The organism is Pseudomonas sp. BRG-100 (assembly GCF_000737955.1).
GTDB lineage: Bacteria > Pseudomonadota > Gammaproteobacteria > Pseudomonadales > Pseudomonadaceae > Aquipseudomonas > Aquipseudomonas synxantha_A.
The window spans coordinates 5,195,955-5,222,186 of the sequence record NZ_JPRX01000001.1 but is presented as its reverse complement, the minus strand read 5'-3'; the positions used below and the strand labels follow the sequence as shown (position 1 = coordinate 5,222,186).

Sequence of the window (26,232 nt, the reverse complement as noted above, 5' to 3'; positions counted from 1 at the left end):
TAACCTGACCACTTAGGCAAGTTTCTTGCAGACAGACCGTTCAGAAAAAATGCAGAAATGCAGGCTTACAAAGTTTGCGATAAGTTGTATACAATCACTCATCGCTGTGACGCCACCCAGTCTTTCCACTGCCCGGCCGCCACGCACCTAGCTACCACGAACAAGAAGGAAGACTGCAGTGAGCGCTGACTACCCACGCGACCTGATCGGTTACGGCAGTAACCCTCCTCACCCCCACTGGCCGGGCAACGCACGCATTGCGCTGTCGTTCGTACTCAACTACGAAGAGGGCGGCGAGCGCAATATCCTGCATGGCGACAAAGAGTCTGAAGCCTTCCTTTCGGAAATGGTCTCGGCCCAGCCGCTGCAAGGCGAGCGCAACATGAGCATGGAGTCGCTGTACGAATATGGCAGCCGTGCTGGGGTGTGGCGCATCCTCAAGTTGTTCAAAGAGTTCGACATACCGCTGACTATCTTCGCCGTGGCCATGGCTGCCCAGCGTCATCCGGATGTAATCCGCGCCATGGTCGCCGCCGGCCACGAGATTTGCAGCCACGGCTACCGCTGGATCGACTACCAGTACATGGACGAGGCCCAGGAGCGCGAGCACATGCTCGAAGCCATCCGCATCCTCACCGAGCTGACCGGCGAACGCCCACTGGGCTGGTACACCGGTCGTACCGGCCCCAACACCCGCCGCCTGGTGATGGAGGAAGGCGGTTTCCTGTATGACTGCGACACCTATGACGACGACCTGCCCTACTGGGAACCCAATACCCCTAACGGCAAGCCGCACCTGGTGATCCCCTACACCCTGGACACCAACGACATGCGCTTCACCCAGGTGCAGGGTTTCAACAAGGGCGACGACTTTTTCGAATACCTCAAGGATGCCTTCGACGTGCTGTATGCCGAAGGCGCCGAAGCGCCGAAGATGCTTTCGATCGGCCTGCATTGCCGCCTCATCGGCCGCCCGGCACGCCTGGCCTCGCTCAAGCGCTTCATTGAATACGTCAAAGGCCATGATCAGGTGTGGTTCACCCGCCGCGTGGACATCGCCCGTCACTGGCACCAAACCCACCCCTGCACGGGAGCGGCGAAATGACTGCGTTCCAGACCTTGCAACCGTCGACCCTGAGCCGCGACGCCTTCGTCGCTGCCTTTGCCGATATTTACGAACACTCGCCATGGGTGGCCGAAAAGGCCTTCGAGCTGGGCCAGGATAGGTCGATCGACCAGATCGAAACCCTGCACCAGCGCATGAGCGATATCCTGTTGAGCGCTGATCATCAAAGCCAGTTGGCCCTGATCAATGCTCACCCGGACCTGGCAGGCCGCGCGGCCGTCCAGGGCCAACTGACCGAAGCCAGCACCAATGAACAGGCTGGCGCCGGTATCCACCAATGCACGGCCGAAGAGTTTTCTCGCTTCACCGAGCTGAATGACGCCTACAAGGCCAAGTTCAAGTTTCCCTTCATCATGGCGGTAAAAGGCAGCAACCGGCACCAGATTCTCGCCGCGTTCGAAACGCGCATCCATAACTCGACAGACACCGAGTTCAAGTGCGCGCTGGACGAGATCAACAAGATCGCGTTGTTCCGTTTATTGACCCTCTAAACAACCATCCCCAGCCACTCTATCCAAGGCAGACAAGAAGAATGAAAGCTTACGCCGTACCTTTCGAAAAGTTCGTCAACCTGGCCGACGCCCGCCTGGGCACCAAGATCATCTCGGTGACCGATGACTGGTTCGCCGACGCCAACCGCCTGTTCCAGCCGACCCCGGCCGTGTGGAAGGAGGGCGTTTTCGATGACAACGGCAAGTGGATGGACGGCTGGGAGTCACGCCGCAAGCGCTTCGAAGGCTACGACAGCGCGGTGATCCGCCTGGGCGTGCCGGGTTCGATCAAAGGCGTGGACATCGACACTTCATTCTTCACCGGCAACTTCCCGCCGTCGGCCTCACTGGAAGCCTGCTTCCTGGCCTCGGGCGAGCCGGACGCCAATACCCAATGGGTTGAAGTGCTGTCGGCGGTAGAGCTGCAAGGCAACAGTCACCACTACCACGAGATCAACAACGACCAGGCGTTCAGCCACCTGCGCTTCAACATCTACCCGGATGGCGGCGTCGCCCGTCTGCGTGTGTATGGCGTGCCGTTCCGCGATTGGTCTTCGGTGGGCGACAACGAACAGGTCGACCTGGCTGCCGCGCTCAATGGCGGTCGTGCCCTGGCCTGCTCCGATGAACACTTCGGCCGCATGAGCAACATCCTCAACCCGGGCCGTGGCATCAACATGGGTGATGGCTGGGAAACCGCGCGTCGTCGTACACCGGGCAATGACTGGGTGATCGTCGCGTTGGGCCACCCGGGCGAGATCGAAAAGATCATCGTCGACACCCTGCACTTCAAGGGCAACTACCCGGACACCTGCTCGATCCAGGGCGCCTTCGTCAGAGGCGGCACCGACAGCCAGATCGAAACCCAATCGCTGTTCTGGCGTGAACTGTTGCCGGCGCAGAAACTGGAAATGCACGCAGAACACACCTTCGCCGAGCAGATCAAGGCGCTGGGGCCGATTACCCATATCCGCCTGAATGTGTTCCCGGATGGCGGTGTGAGTCGCCTGCGCGTCCTGGGCAAAGTGTCGAAATAAGCGGTGATGCCATCGCAGGCAAGCCAGTTCCCACAGGGGAATGCATTCCAAATGTGGGAGCGGGCTTGCCCGCGATAGCAATAGACCAAACAACACAGTATTCGGATAAGAGACAGCCATGCGCACACTGATGATCGAACCCCTGACCAAAGAAGCCTTCGCCCCTTTCGGAGACGTTATCGAAACCGATGGCAGCGATCACTTCATGATCAACAACGGGTCGACCATGCGCTTTCACAAACTGGCAACGGTCGAAACAGCACAGCCTGAAGACCACGCCATCATCAGCATCTTCCGCGCCGACGCGCAGGACATGCCGTTGACCGTGTGCATGCTGGAGAGACACCCGCTGGGCAGCCAGGCGTTCATACCGCTGCTCGGCAACCCCTTTCTGATCGTGGTCGCGCCACTTGGCGATGCACCTGTATCAGGCTTGGTCCGCGCCTTCGTTACCAACGGCAGGCAGGGCATCAATTACCATCGCGGCGTCTGGCACCACCCGGTGCTGACGATCGAAAAGCGGGATGACTTCCTGGTGGTTGATCGCAGTGGCACAGGCAATAACTGCGATGAGCATTTTTTCAAAGAGGATGAGCGGTTGATCCTCGCCCCCCACCAATAAGAGAAGGCCGGATCACCCGACAACAAGGGTGACAGGCGAGAGGTAAAGACTGTGGAAGCACATCTGTTGGAATGGCTGAACCTGAGCGTGCGCTGGGTTCACATGATCACTGGCGTCGCCTGGATCGGCGCTTCGTTCTACTTTGTCTGGCTGGAAAACAACCTCAATCGCGTCAACCCCAAGAACGGCCTGGCCGGTGACTTGTGGGCGATCCACGGTGGCGGTATCTACCACCTGGAAAAATACAAACTGGCTCCGCCGACCATGCCGGACAACCTGCACTGGTTCAAATGGGAAGCCTACTTCACCTGGATGTCGGGCGTCGCACTGCTCTGCGTGGTGTTCTACCTCAACCCCACGCTGTACCTGCTCGCCCCCGGCAGCAGCCTCAGCGGCACCGAAGGCGTATTGCTGGGCATCGGCTCACTGTTCGCCGGCTGGTTCATCTACTCCTTCCTCTGCGACTCGGCCCTGGGCAAGCGCCCTGCCCTGCTCGGCTTGATCCTGTTCGTGCTGCTGATTGCGGCGGCGTATGGCTTCAGCAAGGTGTTCAGCGGCCGTGGCGCCTACCTGCACGTGGGTGCGGTGATCGGTACGATCATGGTCGGTAACGTGTTCCGCATCATCATGCCCGCCCAGCGTGCACTGGTGGCAGCCATCGCCGAGAACCGCACACCGGATCCGGCGCTGCCGGCCAAGGGCTTGCTGCGTTCACGCCACAACAACTACTTCACCTTGCCGGTGCTGTTCATCATGATCAGCAACCACTTCCCGAGTACCTACGGCAGCCAATACAACTGGCTGATCCTGGCCGGGATCGCAGTGGCGGCGGTGCTGGTAAGGCACTACTTCAACACCCGGCATGACAGCCAGAAGTATGCGTGGACCTTGCCGGTGGGCGCGTTGGCGATGATCAGCCTGGCGTATGTAACCGGGCCCAAACCTGCAGAACCGATTGCCAAGGCACCTGCTGCGATCGAGTACCAGCCGCTGCCGGAAACCGCCCTGGGCGGTGGCTTGAAACCCGCAGCGCCTGCCGCCCCCGCCGCTGAACCGGCACCGGCCCAGGCCACGACCGACTTCGGCCAGGTGCACCATGTGATCGAGCAACGCTGCACCGTGTGCCATTCGGCCAAGCCCACCAGCCCGTTGTTCAGCACCGCTCCGGCTGGGGTGATGTTCGACACACCGACACAGATCCAGCAGCAGGCCGCGCGTATTCAAGCGCAGGCCGTGGCCAGCCAGATCATGCCGTTGGGCAATATTACCCAGATGACCCAGCAGGAAAGAGACCTGATCGGCACCTGGATCAATCAGGGGGCCCGCACCAACTGACTGTTTCACACGGGACCAATGTGGGAGCTGGCTTGCCTGCGATAGCAGTGTGTCAGTCACCGGATGAGTTGCCGACCCTGCGCTATCGCAGGCAAGCCAGCTCCCACAATTGAGATCTGCCGTGTTTTGAAAATTGCTTTGCAAACAACACAAAAATAAAAAGATTCGAGGTGTTGCATGTCCCAGTTAGAAACGCAGACTCCTGCCGCACCCGCCATGGTGCGGCTGCCCCTCTTGCAACTGATTCTGGTTGGCTTGCAACACGTCTTGCTGATGTACGGCGGCGCCGTCGCCGTCCCCCTGATCATTGGCCAGGCCGCAGGCTTGAGCCGTGAAGAAATCGCCTTCCTGATCAACGCCGACCTGCTGGTGGCCGGTATCGCCACCATGGTGCAGTCGTTCGGCATCGGCCCGGTAGGTATCCGTATGCCGGTGATGATGGGTGCCAGCTTCGCCGCCGTCGGCAGCATGGTCGCCATGGCCGGTATGCCCGGTATCGGTTTGCAAGGCATCTTCGGCGCGACTATCGCCGCCGGGTTCTTCGGCATCCTTATCGCGCCATTCATGTCCAAGGTTGTGCGCTTTTTCCCGCCGCTGGTAACCGGTACCGTCATTACCGCCATCGGCCTCTCGCTGTTTCCCGTGGCCGTGAACTGGGCCGGTGGCGGCAGCGCTGCCGCCACGTTCGGCTCGCCGGTGTATCTGGCGATTGCCGCCCTGGTGCTGGCGACCATCCTGCTGATCAACCGCTTCATGCGCGGCTTCTGGGTGAATATCTCGGTGCTGATCGGCATGGGCCTGGGTTACGGGTTGTGCGGCGTTATCGGCATGGTCGACCTCAGTGGCCTGGCCCAGGCGCCCTGGGTGCAGGTGGTCACGCCGTTGCACTTCGGTATGCCCAAGTTCGAGTTGGCGCCGATCCTGTCGATGTGCCTGGTGGTGGTGATTATCTTTGTCGAGTCCACCGGCATGTTCCTCGCCCTGGGCAAGATCACCGGCCAGGAGGTCACCCCGAAAATGCTGCGCCGCGGCCTGTTGTGTGACGCCGGCGCGTCGTTCTTTGCCGGTTTCTTCAACACCTTTACCCACTCCTCCTTCGCGCAGAATATCGGCCTGGTACAAATGACCGGCGTGCGCTGCCGCTCGGTCACGATCATGGCCGGGGCCTTTCTGATTGTGCTGAGCCTGTTGCCCAAGGCCGCCTATCTGGTCGCGTCGATTCCGCCGGCAGTACTCGGTGGCGCGGCGATAGCCATGTTCGGCATGGTGGCGGCGACCGGGATCAAGATCCTGCAGGAAGCCGACATCGCCGACCGTCGCAACCAGCTATTGGTAGCGGTGAGCATCGGCATGGGCCTGATCCCCGTGGTACGGCCGGAGTTCTTCGCGCAACTGCCACTGTGGATGAGCCCGATTACCCACAGCGGGATCGCCATGGCCACACTCAGCGCGTTGTCGCTGAACATCCTGTTCAACATCCTCGGCGGCGCTGAACGCCCCGAAGTCGCCCATACGCATTGATTCCTTTGTTAGTACAAAAATAACAACAAACAGGGAACAGCCACATGCACAGCCTTCAACCGGGGCCGGCCACACGCCGCGCCCCATTCTCGCCCCTCGCGCTCTGTTACAGCGCACTTGAGCCCAGGCCTGGGAGCCAGTATTCTCCGCGCCCGCTCGAATCGACTCAAAAAAAAACAGCGAATGTAAAAGCTGACTTCAAGGCCAACTTATCCCGGCCTGATGTTGGCTGCCAAAGTGCGCAAAAGTCCTCTGAATTCGACTGCATCCGCTGCAGCCGACGGGGATTTTTTGGCTTTTCAAACACCTTGGCGCAGCTCTTGCTAACAGCATTAAAGCTGACCGAACAGACGATTTTTGCAGCGAACCAAAAGGCGCCATACCAGAGCGCCTGCGTAGAAGAAAAAAAACCATAAAACTTTAACTCGGGAGCAACCGAATGAAACCCATGTTCAAAGGCCTGATGCTGGCGGGATCCCTGCTGGCTGGTGGCCAGGCCGTAGCCGGTGATTTGTTGCAGTGGCAGAACAACAGCCTGACTTACCTGTGGGGCAAGAGCTTTACCGTCAACCCGCAGATCCAGCAAACCGTCACCTTCGAACATGCCGACGCATGGAAGTACGGCGACAACTTCTTCTTCCTCGACCGTATCTTTTACAACGGCAAGGAAGACGGCAATGTCGGCCCGAACACTTACTACGGCGAGTTCAGCCCGCGTTTGTCGTTCGGCAAGATTTTCGACAAGGACCTGTCGTTCGGCCCGATCAAGGACGTGCTGCTGGCCTTCACCTACGAGTTCGGCGAGGGCGATAACGAGTCCTACCTGCTGGGCCCGGCATTCGACTTGAACATCCCCGGTTTTGACTACTTCCAGTTGAATTTCTACCAGCGCCAGACCGAGGGCAATCGCCCGGGTGACGGTGTGTGGCAGATCACTCCGGTGTGGTCGTACACCATCCCCGTGGGCAATTCCGACGTGCTGATCGACGGTTTCATGGACTGGGTGGTGGATAACGACAAGAACGCCCGTGGCACTTATCACGCCAACCTGCACTTCAACCCGCAGGTCAAATACGACTTGGGCAAGGCGCTGCACTGGGGCGACAAGCAGTTGTATGTAGGTTTTGAATACGACTACTGGAAGAACAAGTACGGGATTGAAGACAGCGGCGCGTTCAAGACGACTCAGGACACCGCAAGCTTCCTGGTCAAGTACCACTTCTAAAGGTTGATCGCGGTTCCCTGTGGGAGCTGGCTTGCCTGCGATCGCGGTGTGTCTGTGCCAGCAGTGTTGGCTGGCATACCGCTATCGCAGGCAAGCCAGCTCCCACATTCAGTTCGGCGTCAGGCCGAGGAATCGGGTGATTTCGTCGCGTTTGGCCAGCGCATCCTTGCGCCCCAACTCGATCAACTCGCTGCAATACCCCGCCTCGAACAGCAAATAACTCAACACCCCCGCGCCACTGGTCTTGGTCGCCCCCGGCCCACGCAGGAACAAGCGCAACGCCGCCGGTAATTCCTGGCGATGTCGCGCCGCGATTTCATCGATAGGCTGGCTGGGCGCAATCACCAGCACGTCCACCGGCGCCAGGCCCTGCACCGCGGCGTCGACAGGGACAACCCGACTAAACTGGTTCAAGCGCTCCAGCAGTTCGATATCGCTTTCCAGGCTGTCAATGAAGGTGCTGTTGAGCATATGCCCACCGATTTGCGCCAGGGTCGGTTGCTGGCCGGTGTAGGTACGTTGCGTCGACGCTTCATTGCCCCTGGGATTGCCGCTCACGCCGACCACCAACACGCGGCTGGCGCCCAGGTGCAAAGCCGGGCTGATGGGCGCTGACTGCCGCACCGCGCCATCGCCAAAGTACTCTTCGTCGAGTTTGACCGGAGCAAACAACAGCGGAATCGCCGAACTGGCCAGCAAGTGCTCCACCGTCAGTTGGGTCGGCACGCCGATACGCCGATGGCGCAGCCATGCATCGATGGTGCCGCCGCCCTGGTAGAAAGTCACCGCTTGCCCGGACTCATAGCCAAACGCCGTCACCGCCACTGCCTGCAAGTGCTTGCGGCGAATAGCCTCGTCGATGCCGTCCAGGTTCAAGCGTTCTTGCAGCAAGTCGCGCAGTGGCGAGCTGTTGAGCAGCGCCACGGGCACCTGGGCGCCCAGGCCCAATAGGCTGTGGATGAGGAAACGGCTGGCCTGGCGTATTACCCCAGGCCAGTCGCTGCGCAGCACCTGGTGGCTGCGAAAGCCCTGCCAGAATGCCGTCAGCCGTTGGATCGCTGCCGAGAAATCGGTAGCGCCACTGGCCAGGCTCACTGCATTGATCGCGCCGGCGGAGGTGCCGACAATCACCGGAAATGGATTCGGCGCCCCCGGTGGCAGCAACTCGGCAATCGCCGCCAACACCCCCACCTGATACGCCGCTCGCGCCCCGCCGCCGGAAAGAATCAAGCCTGTGACCGGTTCAACTGAGCGCATTGCGTCACTCCGTGTGGTAAAAATCAGCGTTATCGACGGCGCTTTTCATACAGTTTGGGCTCACCCGGCGGCCGGCTCTTGAAACGGCGATGGGTCCACAGGTATTGCTCGGGGCAATCGCGTACCGAGGCTTCGACCCATTGGTTGATGCGCAGGCAGTCGATTTCGTCGGTTTCACCCGGAAAATCGGTCAACGGTGGATGGATCACCAATCGGTAACCGCTGCCATCGGCCAGGCGCTCCTGGGTGAACGGCACCACCAACGCCTTGCCCAGGCGTGCGAACTTGCTGGTAGCGGTGACGGTAGCTGCCTGGATACCGAACAGCGGCACGAAGATGCTTTGCTTGGCGCCGTAATCCTGGTCCGGTGCGTACCAGATGGCCCGGCCGGCACGCAGCAGCTTGAGCATACCGCGCACGTCGTCGCGCTCCACGGCCAGGGAATCGAGGTTATGGCGCTCACGACCACGGCGCTGGATAAAATCGAACAGCGGGTTGCCATGCTCGCGGTACATGCCATCGATGGTGTGTTTCTGCCCCAGCAGCGCCGCGCCGATTTCCAGGGTAGTGAAGTGCAGGGCCATCAGGATCACGCCCTTGCCTTCCAAGTGTGCCTGCTTGAGGTGTTCCAGCCCTTCGACATGGGCCAGTCGCGCCAGGCGCGGCTTGGGCCACCACCAACTCATGGCCATTTCAAAAAAGGCGATACCGGTGGAGGCAAAGTTTTCCTTGAGCAGGCGTTTGCGCTCCTGCACGGATTTTTCCGGGAAGCACAGCTCAAGGTTACGCGCCGCGATACGGCGGCGATCGCCAGCCACGCGGTACATGCCCGCACCCAGCAGGCGACCAATGGTCAACAACGCCCGGTACGGCAACTGGGTGACCAGCCACAGCAGGCCGAGCCCCAGCCATAGCAGCCAAAAACGCGGGTGAAGAAATACAGCTCGAAAACGCGGGCGATCCATTACAGATTCCGGTAAAGACAAGGGCCGCGCATTCTACAACGGTTCGACTCGGCTTGCGGCGGGTGAGTGTTCTCGTTATAAGTCTCGACACTTTTCGTGACAAGCCGCTTTCGCCGACCATGAGCCAAACCGAACCGCTAGACCAAGATCCCGTGTTCCAGCTAAAAGGCAGCATGCTCGCCATTACCGTGCTGGAACTGGCGCGCAATGACCTTGATGCCCTGGACCGCCAACTGGCCGCCAAGGTTGCCCTGGCGCCAAACTTTTTCAACAACGCCCCGCTGGTGCTGGCGCTGGACAAGCTGCCGGCCGGCCAGGGCGTGATTGATTTGCCCGGGCTGATGCGCGTGTGCCGCTCCCATGGCCTGCGCACCCTGGCGATTCGTGCCAGCCGCATCGAAGACATTGCCGCCGCCATCGCCATTGAACTGCCAGTACTGCCTCCGTCCGGTGCCCGCGAGCGTCCCTTGGAACCGCTGGTCGGTGAAGAGAAGAAAAAACCGGAAAAACCACCCGAGCCTGCGATCAAGCCGACAAAGATCATCACCTCGCCGGTACGCGGCGGGCAGCAGATTTACGCCCAGGGCGGCGACTTGGTGGTGATCTCCTCGGTCAGCCCGGGGGCGGAACTTCTCGCCGATGGCAACATCCATGTATACGGCCCGATGCGCGGGCGTGCCCTCGCCGGCATCAAGGGTGATACCAGAGCGCGGATTTTCTGCCAGCAGTTGACCGCTGAGCTGGTTTCCATCGCGGGTCAGTACAAGGTTTCCGAAGATTTGCGCCGCGATCCACTGTGGGGGGCTTCGGTACAGGTCAACCTGTCGGGCGATGTGTTGAACATCATCCGGCTTTAACGGATACTGCCGCATTTTCCAAGCATCTCTAGACTCTGATAGCAAAGCGAAACCGGCAAGACTTGTGTAGGACTTTTTGGAAGTTGGTGTTTCTCCATGGAAACTCCTTCTTTTTCCTGCAAAGGCTGTCCGCCTGCAGCGAGTTTCAAGAGATGTTTTTCAGGGACCGAAAGTCCTTTTTCCTTAGGGGTGAAACACCTTGGCCAAGATTCTCGTGGTTACATCCGGCAAGGGTGGTGTGGGTAAGACCACCACCAGCGCCGCTATCGGTACCGGCCTCGCTCTGCGCGGCCACAAGACAGTCATCGTCGACTTCGACGTCGGTTTGCGTAACCTCGACCTGATCATGGGCTGCGAACGCCGCGTGGTGTACGACTTCGTCAACGTGGTGAACGGCGAAGCCAACCTGCAACAGGCCCTGATCAAGGACAAGCGCCTTGAGAACCTGTATGTACTGGCCGCCAGCCAGACCCGCGACAAAGACGCGCTGACCAAGGAAGGCGTGGGCAAGGTTCTCGCCGAGCTCAAGGAAACCTTCGAATACGTGGTGTGCGATTCCCCGGCCGGTATCGAAACCGGTGCTCACCTGGCGATGTACTTCGCCGATGAAGCCATCGTGGTGACCAACCCGGAAGTCTCCTCGGTACGTGACTCGGACCGTATGCTGGGCCTCTTGGCCAGCAAGTCCAAGCGCGCCGAAGAAGGCCAGGACCCGATCAAGGAGCACCTGTTGCTCACCCGCTACAACCCGGAGCGCGTCAACAATGGCGAGATGCTCGGCGTTGAAGACGTGAAGGAAATCCTCGCCGTGACCCTGCTGGGCGTGATTCCGGAGTCCCAGGCCGTGCTGAAGGCATCCAACCAGGGCGTGCCGGTGATTCTTGACGACCAGAGCGACGCCGGCCAGGCGTACAGCGATGCAGTCGATCGCTTGCTGGGCAAGACCGTGGAACACCGCTTCCTCGATGTTAAGAAGAAGGGATTCTTCGAGCGTATCTTTGGAGGCAACTAAACAATGAAATTTCTCGACTTCTTTCGCGCCAACAAAAAGCCAAGTACCGCGTCGGTAGCGAAAGAGCGTCTACAGATCATCGTGGCGCACGAACGCGGCCAACGCAGCACGCCGGATTACCTGCCAGCCTTGCAGAAGGAACTGGTCGAGGTGATCCGCAAGTACGTCAATATCGGCAACGATGACGTGCATGTCGCTCTGGAAAATGACGGCAGCTGCTCGATTCTGGAACTCAATATCACCCTGCCCGATCGTTGATCGAAAGGGCGGTCGCCACGGCGGCTCGATCACCTTGATCCTTCGGGAACCAGGTGGGCGAGCCGCCGTTGGCGTTTGTTACGAGGCTGTTTAATGCCGCTGTCCAATATACATATCCTGCATCAGGACGACGCTGTCCTGGTGGTGAACAAGCCGACCCTGCTGCTCTCGGTGCCTGGTCGCGCCGACGACAACAAGGACTGCCTGATCACGCGCCTGCAGGAAAACGGCTACCCCGAAGCCCGTATCGTCCATCGCCTGGACTGGGAAACCTCGGGGATCATCCTGCTGGCCCGGGACGCCGACACCCACCGCGAACTGTCCCGCCAGTTTCACGACCGCGAAACAGAAAAAGCCTACACCGCCCTGGCCTGGGGCCAGCCGGAACTGGACAGCGGCAGCATCGACCTGCCCCTGCGCTACGACCCGCCGACCAAGCCACGCCATGTGGTGGACCACGAGTTCGGCAAGCACGCCCTGACCTTCTGGAAAGTGCTGGAGCGTTGTGGCGACTGGTGCCGCGTGGAGCTGACGCCGATCACCGGGCGTTCGCACCAGTTGCGTGTGCATATGCTGTCCATCGGGCATCCGTTGCTGGGTGATGGTTTGTATGCTCATGAACAAGCCTTGGCTGCCTGGCCGCGGCTGTGCCTGCATGCAAGCATGCTCAGTTTCACCCATCCACAAAGCGGCGAGCGCTTGCGCTTCGAGTGCCCTGCCCCCTTTTAAGCTGCGAACACAGGTAAATGTGGGAGGAGGCTTGCCCCCGATGGCGGAGTGTCGGTCACTGTATTTGCTCACTGACACACCGCAATCGGGAGCAAGCCCCCTCCCACATTTGTTCTGTGCACTTCTGGCCATCGAACGGTAAACTCCGCGCATTGCTGTCTGGAGCTATTTATGCGCGAAGCGTTGAATCAAGGCCTGATCGACTTCCTCAAGGCCTCCCCTACTTCTTTTCATGCCACTGCGGCCCTCGCCCAGCGCCTGGAAGCGGCCGGTTACCAGCGTCTCGACGAGCGCGACACCTGGACCACCGAGACCAATGGTCGCTACTACGTGACCCGCAACGACTCCTCGATCATCGCCTTCAAGCTCGGTCGCCACTCACCGTTGCAGGGCGGCATCCGCCTGGTCGGCGCCCACACCGACAGCCCGTGCCTGCGGGTCAAACCCCAGCCTGAGCTGCAACGCCAGGGTTTCTGGCAGTTGGGCGTGGAAGTCTACGGCGGTGCGCTGCTCGCGCCGTGGTTCGACCGCGACCTATCCCTGGCTGGCCGCGTCACCTTCCGCCGCGACGGCAAGGTCGAAAGCCAATTGATCGACTTCAAGCTGCCGATCGCCATCATTCCCAACCTGGCCATTCACCTGAACCGTGAGGCCAACCAGGGTTGGGCGATCAATGCCCAGACCGAGCTGCCGCCGATCCTTGCGCAATTTGCCGGTGACGAACGCGTGGACTTTCGCGCCGTGCTCACCGAGCAGTTGGCCCGCGAGCATGGGCTTAACGCTGACGTGGTGCTCGACTACGAGCTGAGCTTCTACGACACCCAAAGCGCGGCGGTCATCGGCCTCAATGGCGATTTCATCGCCGGTGCGCGCCTGGACAACCTGCTGTCGTGCTACGCCGGCCTGCAAGCCTTGCTGACCAGCGAGACCGACGAAACCTGCGTGCTGGTGTGCAACGATCACGAAGAAGTCGGCTCCTGCTCGGCCTGCGGCGCCGATGGCCCGATGCTGGAGCAGACCCTGCGCCGCCTGTTGCCTGAAGGTGATGAGTTCGTACGCACCATTCAGAAATCACTGCTGGTATCGGCGGACAACGCCCACGGCGTGCACCCCAACTACGCCGAGAAGCACGACGCCAACCACGGTCCGAAACTCAATGCCGGGCCGGTGATCAAGGTCAACAGCAACCAGCGCTACGCCACCAACAGCGAAACCGCCGGGTTCTTCCGTCACCTGTGCATGGCCGAAGAAGTGCCGGTACAAAGCTTTGTGGTGCGCAGTGACATGGGCTGCGGCTCGACCATCGGCCCGATCACCGCCAGCCACCTGGGTGTACGCACCGTGGATATCGGCTTGCCGACGTTTGCCATGCACTCCATTCGAGAGCTGTGCGGCAGCCATGACCTGGCGCATCTGGTGAAGGTGCTGGGGGCGTTTTACGCGAGCCGCGACCTGCCCTGATTTGACGGGCAAAATGTGATCGAAATGTGGGAGGGGGCTTGCTCCCTCCCACATTTGGTTCGATGTACTGCCAAACTGACTTGTATCACCTGCACTTCCTGCAATCGCGCCTAGACTTGTCAAAACTTCCACTGCGACAAGGCTATTGCTCCCATGATTTCAATGTCCTCATTCCACGCCATGCTCATCCCCATCGTGATCGGCATGATCATGCTCGCGGTCGGTTTCAATTTTCGCGACAAGCCCCTCGGCGTGTTCGGCATGTGGGTTGGTATGCTGCTGATCCTGGGCACCGTGGTCTACAAGATCCTCGCCAAACTGGCGCAATGACAAATGCGCTCGCATTGGGCATAGCGGCCTCGTACACTCGGTCAATTCGTTGCTTTGAAGGTTGACCGCCTCGTGCTTTCCCGTCTGTTTGCCCTGCCCTGCTACCTGCTGATCGCCCTGCTCACGCTGCTGCCGCTGTCATCCGCCCAAGCCGTAGGCTTGCCCGGAATGCTGGGTGGTTCCAGCAAGACCCAACCCCAGGCTGAAGTGCCCCTGGGGCAGTCGCTGGACGAGGTGATCAAGACCCTCGAAAACGACCAACAGCGCACCCAGTTGCTGAGCGACCTGAAAAAGCTGCGCGCCGCCACGCAAAAGGCCCAACCTGCTACTGAGCAAGGTGTGCTCGGGTTGATCGGCAGCACGCTGTCGGGCTTTGAACAGCAGTTTTCCGGCGCCGACAGCCCATTGGGGCGCTGGTCCAATGAAGTCGACCTGGCCAAGGATGAACTGGGCGCGCTGATGCTGCCGGCCAACGAATGGCTGCCGATCATCTTTGGTTTTGCCGTGATCCTGGCAGTGTGGAGCCTGCTGGCCGCCGCGCTGATCTGGCTCAGCCACCGGGTACGCGAGCGTTTCGGCCTGCCCGAAGAGTTGCCGCAACACCCGCGCACCTGGGACATGCTGCGCTTTGCCCTACGCAAGCTGGGCCCCTGGTTGATCGCCCTGGTGATCACGGTTTACCTGAGCTACGCCCTGCCTTCCTCCCTGGGCAAATCCCTGGCGATGGTGCTGGCGTATGCCTTGGTGGTCGGCACCTGTTTTTCGGCAATCTGCGTAATTGCCTTCTCCGTACTCGACGGCCCGCACCGCCACCGCGCCCTGTATATCCTGCGCCATCAGGCGTTCCGCCCGCTGTGGTGGATCGGCAGCTTTGCCGCCTTCGGTGAAGCCTTGAGCGATCCGCGCCTGATCGAGGCGCTCGGCCAGCACCTGGCCCACACCGCCGCAACCGTAGCCAATGTAATGGCGGCGCTGTCCACCGGCGTGTTTATCCTGCGTTTCCGCCGACCGATTGCACACCTGATCCGCAACCAGCCGCTGTCGCGCCGCCTGACCCGCCGCGCCCTCACCGACACCCTGTCGATCATCGGTACCTTCTGGTACATCCCGGCCTTGCTGCTGGTAGGTATCTCACTGTTCGCGACCTTCCTGTCGGCCGGCGATACCAGCACCGCCCTGCGCCAGTCGCTGCTGTGCACGGTGCTGCTGGTGTTGTGCATGGTGATCAACGGCCTGGTGCGCCGCCACGCCCTCAAGCCGCAGCGCGGGCACAAACGCCACGCGCTGTACTCCGAACGCCTCAAAGGGTTTGTCTACACCCTGGTGCACCTGGTGGTGTGGCTGGCGTTTATCGAGTTGGGGCTGCGGGTGTGGGGCCTGTCGATGATTCGCTTTACCGAAGGTGACGGCCATGAAATAGCCGTGAAGCTGTTTGGCCTCGGTGGGACCTTGCTGTTTGCCTGGCTGATCTGGATCCTCAGCGACACCGCCATCCACCACGCCCTGACCCGCTCACGCAAAGGCCTGGCCAACGCGCGTGCGCAAACCATGATGCCGCTGATCCGCAACGTGCTGTTCGTGACCATCTTCATCATCGCCGCCATTGTGGCGCTGGCGAACATGGGCATGAATGTCACCCCATTGCTGGCCGGTGCGGGTGTAATCGGTATCGCTATCGGCTTTGGTGCGCAGTCGCTGGTAGCGGACTTGATCACCGGCTTGTTCATCATCATCGAAGACTCCCTGGCCATCGACGACTACGTAGACGTCGGCGGCCACCTGGGTACGGTGGAGGGCCTGACCATCCGCACCGTGCGCCTGCGCGATATCGACGGCATCGTGCACACCATCCCGTTCAGCGAGATCAAGAGCATCAAGAACTACTCCCGAGAGTTCGGCTACGCGATCTTCCGGGTGGCAATCCCCTACAACATGGAAATTGACGACGCAATCAAGCTGATGCGCGATGTCGGCCACGCCATGCGCAATGACCCGCTGCAACGCCGCAATATCTGGTCGCCGCTGGAAATCCAGGGCGTGGAGAGTTTCGAATCCGGCAGCGCGATCCTGCGCGCACGCTTCAAGACCGCGCCGATCAAGCAGTGGGAAGTCTCGCGAGCGTTCAACCTCTCGCTCAAGCGGCACCTGGATGAAGCCGGCCTCGACCTGGCAACGCCGCGCTTGAGCGTGCAGGTAGTGACAGCAGGCAGCGTGCAGGAGAAAGATCCACAACAATAAGCAAGCAGAGGTTGGTATGCGAATGAACGGTCTGACACACCAATGGGTTTTGGGTTTGCTCTGCGCGGTCACGAGCAGTGCAGTGATTGCCGCCAGCAGCGGCCAGGACGGTGCCAGGGAAACCATTGCCTCCCAGGCAAAAATACTCGAACCCAGCCTGTTGGAAACCCGCCGCGACATCCACGCCCATCCGGAACTGGGCAATACCGAAACCCGCACCGCCGAGTTGGTCGCCAAACAATTGCGCGAACTCGGCCTTGAGGTGAAGACCGGGGTGGCCCGCACCGGCGTCGTTGCCATATTGAAAGGCGCGCTGCCCGGCCCGACCGTGGCCCTGCGCGCCGACATGGATGCGCTGCCGGTCAAGGAAGTCGCCGACCTGCCCTTCGCCTCCAAAGCCAAGGGCACCTACCTGGGCAAGGAAGTCGATGTGATGCACGCCTGCGGTCACGACGCCCATACCGCCATCCTGCTGAGCACTGCGAAGATTCTTACCGGGATGCGCGACCGCCTGCCCGGCACCGTGGTGTTTTATTTCCAACCGGCCGAAGAAGGCCCCAGCGATTTTATCCCCGACGGCAAGAACACCTGGGGCGCGAAGATGATGGTGCAGGAAGGCGTGATGAAAGCGCCCAAGCCTGACGCGGTGTTCGGCCTGCATGTGTGGGCCGGTGTGCCTGCCGGGCAAATCGCCTACCGCCCAGGCCCGACCCTGGCCAGCTCCGACGACCTGCGCATCAGGATCCTCGGCAAACAGACCCACGCCGGCCGCCCCTGGGACGGTATCGACCCGATCACCGTTGGCGCGCAAACCATTGTCGGCCTGCAGACCGTGGTCAGCCGCCGTACCGATATTTCGTCATTCCCCTCTGTCGTGAGCATCGGCACCATCAACGGTGGTACCCGCTACAACATCATCCCCGAGTCGGTAGACATGAGCGGCACCATTCGCTCCTACGACTACGGCATTCGCCAGAAGCTGCATGCAGACGTGCGTCAAACCGTTGAGAAAATCGCCGAAAGCGGTGGCGCCAAGGCCGAAGTGACGATCATCGAGAAGTACGACCCCACCATCAACAACCCGGCGCTGACCGAGAAAATGCTGCCGAGCCTGCGCTGGGCGGCTCAGGGTGATGTGGTGCAAGGCCCGTTGGTGGGTGGCGCCGAAGACTTCTCGTTCTATGCCAAAGAGGCACCGGGGCTGTTTGTCTTCCTGGGGGTGACACCGAGGGACCAGGACATGAGCAAGGCGGCGCCGAATCACAACCCTGGGTTCTTTGTGGATGAGTCGGCGTTGGTGGTGGGCGTGAGGACGCTGGCGTCGTTGGCGACGGATTACCTCTACACCCACACCCCGCACTAATGCTTGATGTGGGAGGGGGCTTGCTCCCGATAGCAGTGTTTCAGTTGAACATTGGCTGACTGATACACCGCTATCGGGAGCAAGCCCCCTCCCACAGTCGGGCCCAAGTGAATCAGTTGGCGAGGGCGGCACCGTCCATCTTCTGGCGCAAGCTCAACGGACGCATATCCGTCCACACTTCCTCGATATACGCCAGGCACTCCTTCTTCATGCCACTCTTGCCCACGGTTCGCCAGCCTTCAGGCACAGCCTTGTAGTCAGGCCAGATCGAATACTGCTCTTCGTGGTTGACCACTACCTGAAACAGGATGTCGTCGCGGTCAAATACTGAGGTCATTGCTGTTCTCCATCGCTCAAAGGCTGGCTGCGCACCACGCGCAGCGCTGATATCTGTAGAAACGTACCAGGCACCGCAAAAATTAAACGCCGGCAACCGCCGCCGCCAAGGCGCGCCCGAAGATCTCGGCCACCTGGTCGACTTCGGCCGCGGTGATCACCAGTGGTGGCAGAAAGCGCACCACGCCGCCATGGCGCCCGCCCATCTCCAGGATCAGCCCGCGCTTGAGGCACTCACGCTGCACCAGCGGTGCCAACAGGCGATGCACCGGCGGGTGCCCCAGGCTATCAAGCGGGCCCGTCGGATCCACCAGCTCCACCCCCAGCATCAGCCCACGGCCACGGATATCCCCCAACTGCGGGAAGTCGCGCTGCAGGATGCGCAGATGCTCGCACAGGCGCTCGCCCATGGCCGCCGCATGACTGGCCAGGTCGTGATCCTTTAGGTAGCGCATCACCGCCGAGCCCGCCGCCATCGCCATCTGGTTGCCGCGGAACGTCCCGGCATGGGCACCCGGCAGCCAGGTGTCGAGCCAGTCGCGATACACCACCACCGCCAGCGGCAGGCTGCCGCCAATGGCCTTGGACATCACCACCACATCCGGAATGATGCCGGCGTGTTCGAAGGCAAACATCTTGCCGGTACGCCCAAAGCCGCTCTGGATTTCATCGACGATCAGCGCCACCCCCGCTTGCGCGGTGATACGCCTTAAGCCACGCAACCAATCGAGGTCGGCAGGGATCACGCCGCCTTCACCCTGAATCACTTCGACAATCACCGCCGCCGGCAGCACCACCCCGGCTTCGGGATCGTTGAGCAGGTTTTCCAGGTAGTGCAGGTTGGCCCGCACACCCTGGGCGCCGCCCAGCCCGAACGGGCAGCGGTAGTCATGCGGAAATGGCAGGAACTGCACACCATTGCCCAACAACGCCCCCAGCGGCTTCTTCGGCCCCAGGCTGCCCATCAAACTCAACGCCCCCTGGCTCATGCCGTGATAAGCGCCCTGGAACGACAGCACAGTGCTGCGCCCGGTTGCGGTGCGCACCAGCTTCAACGCGGCTTCCACCGCATCGGTGCCAGTGGGGCCGCAGAACTGGATTTTCGCTTCCCGCGCCAGTTCCGATGGCAGCAAGCCGAACAGGTCCTGCACGAACTGATCCTTGACCGGTGTGGTCAGGTCCAGAGTGTGCAGCGGCAACTCGTCGCTCAAGACTTGCTGGATCGCCTGGATCACCACCGGATGGTTATGCCCCAGCGCCAGGGTGCCGGCGCCGGCCAGGCAGTCGATGAAACGCCGCCCCTCGACGTCTTCCACATACAGGCCCTTGGCGCGTTTGAGCGCCAGGGGGATACGCCGCGGGTAGCTGCGGGCGTTGGACTCCTGCTGGCGCTGGCGGGCCAGCAGCGGGGTTTCGTCAAACTGGTAGAGCGTTTCCGCAGGCGCCAGGGCGTCTTCGATACGGCTGGTAGCGACTGACATCTCTCGATCCCTCAATACGCTGATGATGACCAAACTGCCGATCCGTTGGCGGCTGGCCCAAGGGCATGCGCACGGATTTCCTGTTCTGGAAACGCATCAGCTAGAACAGGATTTAGGGGGCGGCGATCGATAACTGAAGAATGAAGATGCAAATGTGGGAGCAAGCCCCCTCCCACACTTCATAGCCCGCGGTATTTGTCGTTCAGTGCATACAAGATCGCGCAAGTCTCTGCATCCAGGAACCCGCAATAATCCCTAGCCCGAAAGTGCATCTGGAACGCCCGGGTGCGCTGTTCAAAGGCTCGGCGATTCTGCGCGGGCTTGTAGCCAAAACGCTGAAACGCACGCTCTACCTCAACCTCTGGCGGCAAGCCGACACAAAAGCGGCGCTGGTACATCGCCCGTGTTGGCTCATCAAACCAGGCCCCAATACCGGCCTCATGCAGAACACGCCAGGGCAGCCGCGGCCCCGGATCACTCTTGCGCCAATAGGCCACATCCGAATGCCCGATCAGGTCAGTCGGGCCGACCTGCGGATAACGTGCAAGCACGTCGCGAACCAATGCAATCAACGCATCGATCTGTGCCGGGGAGTATTCGGGAAAGGTAAATACCCCCGCGTCATCCCGCGCCAGGTTGACGATTTCAACGCCAATCGAGCGGCTGTTGAGGTCGTCCCTCCCCGCCCAATGGCTCACTCCCGCGTGCCAGGCGCGTTTGTCCTCCTCCACCAGGCGAAACACGCGCAACTCTTCATAACCCGCGGCGCGGTAGCTGGATTCATCGGGGTCGGGCAGCAGATAGTGAGCGCTGACGCCGTGTTGCGTAAGGGTACGCAGGGACGAAGCAAAAGGCGCCGCGGTGTAGTGCAGAATAACCTGCTGCACGGATTCACCTTGGCGGTCGTTGAAATCCCTGGCTGGGAAACTGGTGTCGATAACCAACATAAGAACCGTCCTTTTCATTTCAGGCCGAATCATTCGGCCCGTTCAAGCGCAAAAAAATTACCGCCATCCTGAAGGGTTGAATGTCAGGCGGGCGGTAATTACTTGGCACATGAAAAGCAAGGTTCAGCGGCGCAGCGGCATACCCAGCTCAACCCGCAAGCCGTCCGGCTGGCTGTCGAACTCAAGCGAGCAGGCGCAGCGCTGCACAATCGCCTGCACGATCGCCAGGCCCAGGCCGCAGCCTTCGCTGTTGCCATTACGCCAGAAGCGCTGGGTAAGGTATTGCAGGTCTTCGCTGGAGATCTGCTTGCCATGGTCACGCACGCGAAACACCACGTTATCCGGGGTAGAAAACACGTGCAGTTCCACGCGGGTATCGGCGGGGGTATGGCGCAAGGCGTTGTCCAGCAGGTTACGCAAGGCCGCGACGGCGAGGCCTACGGGCATTTCTACCGGAACGTGGGAGAGGTCCGGCGCAAGAATAAGATCGATACGGGAATTGTCACCGGCATTGGCGTCCTGAATCGCCAACCTGGCGACTTCTTCGGCACTGGACTGCAAGCCATCGTCAAACGACAAGCTGCCCTCCACCCGCGCCAACAGCAACAATTGCTCCAGCGTGCGATGCAAGCGGTCGGCGCCCTCCTCGGCGTGCGCCAGCGACTGGTCGCGCGCCGCACCTTCGGTCATGCGCGCCACTTGCAGGTGGGTCTTGATTGCCGTCAACGGGCTGCGCAGTTCATGGGCCGCGTCACCGGTCAGGCGGCGCTCGCGCTCGATGGTCTTGGCGATGCGCTGCAACAGTTGGTTCTGGGTGTCGAGCAACGGCTTGAGCTCGCTGGGCAACGGGTGAATCTGCAAGGGTTCGAGAGAGTCGACGCTGCGGCGCATCAAGGCGTCGCGCATACGATTGAGCGGCACCAGGCTCTGGCCGATGCCCAGCCACAACAGGCACAGGCAACCAAGCAATGCCACGCCGACCGGTACCGATGCTGCCAGCAGGATCGACAGGTTGAGTGCCTCACGCTCCACCTGGCGGTCTGCGGTGGTGATCAGCAGGTCGCCCCGGGACAGGGTGAAACTGCGCCAACCCACGCCATCGATCATCTGGTCACGAAAACCACTCCTGCGCGACTCCAGACCTTCATCCGGGGTCGTGTGGCTGCGTGCCAGGATCTCGCCGCGCAAGGAGCTGACCTGACAGGCCATGCCCCCCGGCACATTCAACTGTTCGGTGCGCAAATGTGCACCACCGCTGACGCTGGCCAAACCCGGCATCTGCTCGGTGAGCCCGGCTACCATGCGCGCCGAGGCCACCAGGCGCTGGTCGAGGGAGAACATCATCTGGTTGCGCAAATCGTTGAGCATCCAGGCGGCCGCCAGCACCCAGATCAGCACAAAAGCGGCGCCCAGCTTGAACGTCAGGCGCAGGCGCAAGCTCATCACTGAGTGTTCTCTCCTGCATCAGCCGGCCCCAGGCGATAGCCCAAGCCCCTGACGGTCTCGACGATGCCATTGCCCAACTTGCGCCGCAGGTGATGGATATGCACGTTGAGCGCGTTGCTTTCCAGCTCATCACTGAACCCGTAGATGCTGTCCTTGAGCTGCTCGCTGGACAACACACGGCCCTTGTTGTGCAGCAGCGCCTGCAACAGCGCCTGTTCGCGACGGGACAGGTCCACCGGCTGGCCATCCAGGAAGGTCTCGCGGCTGCTGGGGTCGTAGGCCAGGCGGCCGTGCTCGATCAGGTTGACACTGCGCCCCGCCACCCGGCGCAATAGGGTTTGCAGGCGGGCGGCGAGTTCGCGCAGGTCGAAGGGCTTGAGCAGGTAGTCATCGGCGCCAGCTTGCAGGCCGTCGACGCGGTTGGTCACCGAGTCCCGCGCGGTGAGGATCAGCACGGGAATTTCCAGGCCCTGGCTGCGCTGTTGTTGCAGCAGCTTGAGGCCATCTTCGTCAGGCAGGCCGAGGTCGAGCACCATGATGTCGAACGCTGCGGCCTTGAGCATCGCCCTGGCGGCTGCGGCCGTGGCCACGCGCTCGACCGTAAAGCCCTGGGCACCGAGGCCGGCCACAATGCCGCTGGCGATCAGTTCGTCGTCTTCACAGACCAGTACGTGCATGCTGAACCCTTCATGAAAGATGGGGGTGATTAGAAAAGCGCCAGATTAAGCGCGCATTATGCCGCTAAAGTTCACAACATCAGATTATCCCTACGCTCTAGAATAGCGTCCGGTTAATCATCGGTTAATCAGCGCCACACATTGTGTGCCTCACTTGCATCGAACTAAGGCTTGACCATGCGGCATCTGTTTACCTTTCTGCTGGTATTGTTCGCGGGATTCGCCCAGGCAGCGCCGGGCAACCCCTTCGAAACCAAACCCGACTTTCTCCCGGTGGGCAAAGCCTTCACCTTTACCTCCGAACGTCTTGAAAGTGGCGAAACCCAACTGTATTGGCAAATAGCCGACGGTTACTACCTGTACCAGCAACGCATGAAGTTCGACGGCCTGGCCGAACAACCCGTGCTGCCCCAGGGTGAAGCCCATAGCGATGAGTTCTTCGGCGAACAGCAAGTGTATCGCCAGGGCCTGGAAGTGAAGATCCCGGCCGGCGCCACCGGCAAGGTCAAGCTGGGCTGGCAGGGCTGTGCCGATGCGGGCCTGTGTTATCCACCGCAGTCGATCACCGTGGACCTGGGCGGCAACCCGGCCGTAGCCGCTACCGCGCAGGCCCAGGACCAAAGCCTGGCCAGCGGCCTGCAACAACGCAGCCTGGGCTGGAGCCTGCTGATCTTCTTTGGCCTGGGCCTGTTGTTGGCGTTTGCGCCCTGCTCGCTGCCGATGCTGCCGATTCTCGCCGGCCTGGTAGTCGGCAGTGGCGCCAGCCCGCGCCGTGGTTTTGCCTTGGCCGGTAGCTACGTGGTGTGCATGGCACTGGTGTATGCGGGCCTGGGTGTGATGGCCGCGCTGCTTGGCGCCAACCTCGCCGCGCTGCTGCAAACCCCGTGGATCCTTGGCAGCTTTGCCGCGCTGTTCGTGCTGCTGGCCCTGCCGATGTTCGGCTTCTTTGAATTGCAGTTGCCCGCCTTCCTGCGCGACCGTCTCGATAACGTCAGCCGCCAGCAAAGCGGTGGCAGCCTGGTGGGTGCTGGTGTGCTCGGCGCGCTGTCCGGCCTGCTGGTGGGCCCGTGCATGACCGCGCCCCTGGCCGGCGCCCTGCTCTATATCGCCCAGAGCGGCAATGCGCTGCACGGTGGCCTGATCCTGTTCGCCATGGGCATCGGTATCGGCATTCCGCTGTTGCTGCTGGTGACCGTGGGCAATCGCTTCCTGCCCAAGCCGGGCACCTGGATGAACGTGCTCAAGGGTATCTTCGGCTTCCTGTTCCTGGGCACCGCCGTGCTGATGATTCGCCCAGTGGTCGGCGACAGCCTGTGGATCGGCCTGTGGGGTGCGTTGGCGCTGGTGATGGCGTACTGCGGCTGGACACTGGCCCGTGAGTTCGGCGTGGCCGCCAAGGTGTTCGGCGCAGGTTCCCTGGTGCTGGGCCTGTGGGGCGCGATACTGGTGGTGGGCGCAGCCGGTGGCAGCGATGAGCTGTGGCAACCGTTGAAGGTTTACAGCGGCTCAAAGGTCGCCGGTGCACCGAGCGCTCACGATGCCTTCACCACCATCAATGACCCGGCAGTGCTGCAAAGCCAGCTCGACAGCGCCAAGGCCCAGGGCCAATGGGTGCTGCTGGACTATTACGCTGACTGGTGCGTGTCGTGCAAGATCATGGAAAAACAGGTGTTCGGCAAACCCGAGGTGATGGACGCGCTCAAAGACGTGCGCCTGCTACGCCTGGACGTCACCGCCGACAACGCTGCCAGCCGCGAACTGCTGGGCCGCTACAAGGTGCCGGGGCCACCGAGCTTCGTGTGGATCGGCCCGGACGGTGATGAACGTCGCGCCCAACGCATCACCGGCGAAGTGGATGCCGCCGCCTTCCTGCAACGCTGGACGCAAACCCGAGACGCGCGCTGATGTTGACCCTGACCATCGGCACATTCGCCATCGCCCTGAATCACATCCTGCTGATCAGCGCGCTGATTCTCGCCACACTGGTAGGCTGGCGCGTGGCCAAGCGTGGCGGTGAGAACCCCGAATCGGTGCTGTTCAGCCTGTTCCTGCTGGGCATGTTGGCCGCCCGCGTCAGCTTCGTGCTGATGTACTGGAGTTATTACAGCAACGACTGGGTCGAGATGGTCGACCTGCGTGACGGTGGTTTCCTCGCCTGGCCCGGCATCATCGCGCTGGTGCTCGGCGCGCTGGCGTATGGCTGGCGTCGCCCGGCCCTGCGCAAGCCGCTCAGCGCCGGGGTGATCACCGGTCTGTTGTTCTGGGGCATGGCCAGCCTGTCCCTCAGCCTGTATGAAAAAGGCACGCGCCTGCCGGACATCACCCTGCGCAACGCCAATGGCGAGGTGGTGCAGTTGGCGGATTACCAGGGTGGCCCGCTGGTGATCAACCTGTGGGCCACCTGGTGCCCGCCGTGCCGGCGCGAAATGCCCGTGCTGGAAAACGCCCAGCGTATGCGCCCCGACGTGACCTTTCTGTTCGTCAACCAGGCCGAGAGCATGCAAAGCGTCAGCACCTACCTGGCCACCCAGGGCCTGAACCTGGACAACGTGCTGTTCGACGCCAGCGGCCGCCTCGGCCAGGCCGTGGGCTCCATGGCCCTGCCGACCACGCTGTTCTACCAAGCCGATGGGCGCCTGATCAACAGCCACCTGGGCGAACTCTCCGAAGCCAGCCTGGCCCGGGCCATGGAACCCTTCGATGACACCACGACAAGGAAACCGACATGCCTCGCCTCCGCCACCTGCTGACCCTGCTGCCCTTGACGCTCGCCGCCTCCCTGGCCCAGGCCGAAGACTGGCCGGCGCCGATCAAACAGATCGAAGCCAAGGGCGCCAGGATCATCGGTAAATTCGATGCCCCCAGCGGCCTCACCGGCTACGCCGCCCAGTACCAGAACCGTGGCATGGCCCTGTACCTGACCGCCGACGGCAAAAACGTGATCGCCGGCAACCTGTACGACGCCCAGGGCAATGACCTGAGCACCGCGCCCCTGGAAAAACTGGTGTACGCACCCATGGCCAAGGAAGTCTGGGCCAAGATGGAAAAAAGCAGCTGGATCCAGGACGGTGATAAAAACGCCCCGCGCACCGTGTACCTGTTCAGCGACCCTAACTGCCCCTACTGCAACATGTTCTGGGAACAGGCGCGGCCGTGGGTCAAGGCCGGCAAGGTGCAGTTGCGCCACATCATGGTCGGCATCATCCGCGAAGACAGCCCAGGCAAATCCGCCGCCCTGCTCGCCGCCAAAGACCCGCAAAAAGCCCTGCAAGAACACGAAGCCGCCGGCAAGGGCAGTAAGCTCAAGGCGCTGGAGAAGATCCCGGCCGAGGTCGAGGCCAAGCTCGATGCCAATATGAAGTTGATGGATGAACTGGAGTTGTCAGCAACGCCGGCGATTTTCTATCTGGATGACAAGGGTGGATTGCAGCAGCAACAGGGGGCGCCGTCGCCGGAGAAGTTGGTGAAGATTTTGGGGCCGAAGTAAGTTGATAAAAACGATGTGCATAAAGCGCCCA

The 26,232-nt window shown here is 61.3% G+C and carries 26 protein-coding genes; 19 read left to right on the top strand and 7 right to left on the bottom strand.

Annotated features, from left to right (window positions below; genetic code table 11):
* Positions 1-178 precede the first annotated feature (178 nt).
* The 8 genes from puuE to JH25_RS04330 all read left to right on the top strand — a co-directional run bounded on the left by puuE (position 179) and on the right by JH25_RS04330 (position 7,357).
* Positions 179-1,105, top strand: coding sequence for an allantoinase PuuE (gene puuE, locus JH25_RS04300; RefSeq protein WP_005789948.1), 927 nt, complete (start codon positions 179-181; stop codon positions 1,103-1,105).
* Positions 1,102-1,617, top strand: coding sequence for a 2-oxo-4-hydroxy-4-carboxy-5-ureidoimidazoline decarboxylase (gene uraD / locus JH25_RS04305; RefSeq protein WP_032880116.1), 516 nt, complete (start codon positions 1,102-1,104; stop codon positions 1,615-1,617). Before puuE ends, uraD begins: the two co-directional genes overlap by 4 nt.
* Before the next feature lie 41 nt (positions 1,618-1,658).
* Positions 1,659-2,654, top strand: coding sequence for an allantoicase (alc, locus tag JH25_RS04310; RefSeq protein ID WP_032880115.1), 996 nt, complete (start codon positions 1,659-1,661; stop codon positions 2,652-2,654).
* Between the two features lie 118 nt (positions 2,655-2,772).
* Positions 2,773-3,276, top strand: a complete 504-nt coding sequence (locus JH25_RS04315; RefSeq protein WP_005789953.1) for an ureidoglycolate lyase — start codon at positions 2,773-2,775, stop codon at positions 3,274-3,276.
* 51 nt (positions 3,277-3,327) lie between these two features.
* Positions 3,328-4,611, top strand: a complete 1,284-nt coding sequence (locus JH25_RS04320) for a urate hydroxylase PuuD (RefSeq protein ID WP_032880113.1) — start codon at positions 3,328-3,330, stop codon at positions 4,609-4,611.
* A gap of 177 nt (positions 4,612-4,788) precedes the next feature.
* The gene (locus tag JH25_RS04325; RefSeq protein ID WP_032880111.1) at positions 4,789-6,132 is read left to right on the top strand and encodes a nucleobase:cation symporter-2 family protein; all 1,344 of its coding nucleotides are present in this window, start codon (positions 4,789-4,791) and stop codon (positions 6,130-6,132) included.
* A gap of 44 nt (positions 6,133-6,176) precedes the next feature.
* Positions 6,177-6,548, top strand: coding sequence for a hypothetical protein (locus JH25_RS28770; RefSeq protein WP_143508472.1), 372 nt, complete (start codon positions 6,177-6,179; stop codon positions 6,546-6,548).
* Positions 6,549-6,571: 23 nt separating this feature from the next.
* Positions 6,572-7,357 carry an outer membrane protein OmpK gene (locus JH25_RS04330; RefSeq protein ID WP_005789957.1) on the top strand — a complete coding sequence of 262 codons (786 nt, stop codon included), beginning with the start codon at positions 6,572-6,574 and terminating at the stop codon, positions 7,355-7,357.
* 108 nt (positions 7,358-7,465) lie between these two features.
* On the opposite strand, the gene JH25_RS04335 is transcribed toward JH25_RS04330, so the two are convergent.
* Positions 7,466-8,614: a patatin-like phospholipase family protein gene (locus JH25_RS04335; RefSeq protein WP_032880110.1), complete on the bottom strand. Its 1,149-nt coding sequence runs from the start codon at positions 8,612-8,614 to the stop codon at positions 7,466-7,468.
* Positions 8,615-8,643: 29 nt separating this feature from the next.
* Positions 8,644-9,579, bottom strand: coding sequence for a lipid A biosynthesis lauroyl acyltransferase (locus JH25_RS04340; RefSeq protein ID WP_005789961.1), 936 nt, complete (start codon positions 9,577-9,579; stop codon positions 8,644-8,646).
* Between the two features lie 119 nt (positions 9,580-9,698).
* On the opposite strand from JH25_RS04340, the gene minC reads away from it, so the two are divergent.
* The 8 genes from minC to JH25_RS04375 all read left to right on the top strand — a co-directional run bounded on the left by minC (position 9,699) and on the right by JH25_RS04375 (position 17,827).
* Positions 9,699-10,436 (top strand): septum site-determining protein MinC, encoded by a 738-nt coding sequence (minC, locus tag JH25_RS04345; protein ID WP_005789962.1) that lies wholly within the window; start codon positions 9,699-9,701, stop codon positions 10,434-10,436.
* Positions 10,437-10,635: 199 nt separating this feature from the next.
* On the top strand, positions 10,636-11,448 hold the full coding sequence (minD, locus tag JH25_RS04350; protein ID WP_003192835.1) for a septum site-determining protein MinD: 813 nt from the start codon (positions 10,636-10,638) through the stop codon (positions 11,446-11,448).
* Between the two features lie 3 nt (positions 11,449-11,451).
* Positions 11,452-11,706, top strand: coding sequence for a cell division topological specificity factor MinE (gene minE, locus JH25_RS04355; RefSeq protein WP_003175252.1), 255 nt, complete (start codon positions 11,452-11,454; stop codon positions 11,704-11,706).
* 93 nt (positions 11,707-11,799) lie between these two features.
* A complete protein-coding gene (locus JH25_RS04360; RefSeq protein WP_005789965.1) occupies positions 11,800-12,435 on the top strand; it encodes an RluA family pseudouridine synthase in 636 nt (211 codons plus the stop codon).
* Positions 12,436-12,606: 171 nt separating this feature from the next.
* Positions 12,607-13,896 carry a M18 family aminopeptidase gene (locus JH25_RS04365; protein ID WP_032880108.1) on the top strand — a complete coding sequence of 430 codons (1,290 nt, stop codon included), beginning with the start codon at positions 12,607-12,609 and terminating at the stop codon, positions 13,894-13,896.
* Positions 13,897-14,049: 153 nt separating this feature from the next.
* Complete coding sequence (locus JH25_RS28765; protein WP_164699536.1) at positions 14,050-14,226, top strand: hypothetical protein; 177 nt, start codon at positions 14,050-14,052, stop codon at positions 14,224-14,226.
* Between the two features lie 72 nt (positions 14,227-14,298).
* A complete protein-coding gene (locus JH25_RS04370) occupies positions 14,299-16,464 on the top strand; it encodes a mechanosensitive ion channel family protein (protein WP_032880107.1) in 2,166 nt (721 codons plus the stop codon).
* 16 nt (positions 16,465-16,480) lie between these two features.
* Positions 16,481-17,827: an amidohydrolase gene (locus JH25_RS04375; protein WP_032880106.1), complete on the top strand. Its 1,347-nt coding sequence runs from the start codon at positions 16,481-16,483 to the stop codon at positions 17,825-17,827.
* 112 nt (positions 17,828-17,939) lie between these two features.
* Here JH25_RS04375 and JH25_RS04380 read toward each other — a convergent pair whose 3' ends face one another.
* The 5 genes from JH25_RS04380 to JH25_RS04400 all read right to left on the bottom strand — a co-directional run bounded on the left by JH25_RS04380 (position 17,940) and on the right by JH25_RS04400 (position 22,714).
* Complete coding sequence (locus JH25_RS04380; protein WP_003192847.1) at positions 17,940-18,164, bottom strand: MbtH family protein; 225 nt, start codon at positions 18,162-18,164, stop codon at positions 17,940-17,942.
* 82 nt (positions 18,165-18,246) lie between these two features.
* Positions 18,247-19,644: an aspartate aminotransferase family protein gene (locus tag JH25_RS04385; RefSeq protein WP_032880104.1), complete on the bottom strand. Its 1,398-nt coding sequence runs from the start codon at positions 19,642-19,644 to the stop codon at positions 18,247-18,249.
* Positions 19,645-19,823: 179 nt separating this feature from the next.
* Positions 19,824-20,591, bottom strand: a complete 768-nt coding sequence (locus JH25_RS04390; RefSeq protein WP_032880103.1) for an N-acetylmuramoyl-L-alanine amidase — start codon at positions 20,589-20,591, stop codon at positions 19,824-19,826.
* A 123-nt stretch (positions 20,592-20,714) separates the two neighbouring features.
* Positions 20,715-22,034 carry an ATP-binding protein gene (locus JH25_RS04395; RefSeq protein ID WP_032880101.1) on the bottom strand — a complete coding sequence of 440 codons (1,320 nt, stop codon included), beginning with the start codon at positions 22,032-22,034 and terminating at the stop codon, positions 20,715-20,717.
* Positions 22,034-22,714 (bottom strand): response regulator, encoded by a 681-nt coding sequence (locus JH25_RS04400; RefSeq protein ID WP_005789979.1) that lies wholly within the window; start codon positions 22,712-22,714, stop codon positions 22,034-22,036. Before JH25_RS04400 ends, JH25_RS04395 begins: the two co-directional genes overlap by 1 nt.
* Positions 22,715-22,891: 177 nt before the next feature.
* Between JH25_RS04400 and dsbD the strand changes: the two genes are divergently transcribed.
* From dsbD to dsbG, 3 genes are read left to right on the top strand one after another with little or no spacing between them, the layout of a single operon-like run.
* A complete protein-coding gene (dsbD, locus tag JH25_RS04405) occupies positions 22,892-24,619 on the top strand; it encodes a protein-disulfide reductase DsbD (protein ID WP_032880100.1) in 1,728 nt (575 codons plus the stop codon).
* Positions 24,619-25,464 carry a TlpA disulfide reductase family protein gene (locus JH25_RS04410; RefSeq protein WP_032880099.1) on the top strand — a complete coding sequence of 282 codons (846 nt, stop codon included), beginning with the start codon at positions 24,619-24,621 and terminating at the stop codon, positions 25,462-25,464. Before dsbD ends, JH25_RS04410 begins: the two co-directional genes overlap by 1 nt.
* Positions 25,440-26,201, top strand: coding sequence for a thiol:disulfide interchange protein DsbG (gene dsbG, locus JH25_RS04415; protein WP_032880097.1), 762 nt, complete (start codon positions 25,440-25,442; stop codon positions 26,199-26,201). The genes JH25_RS04410 and dsbG overlap by 25 nt, the downstream gene beginning before the upstream one ends.
* The last annotated feature ends 31 nt before the right edge of the window (positions 26,202-26,232 follow it).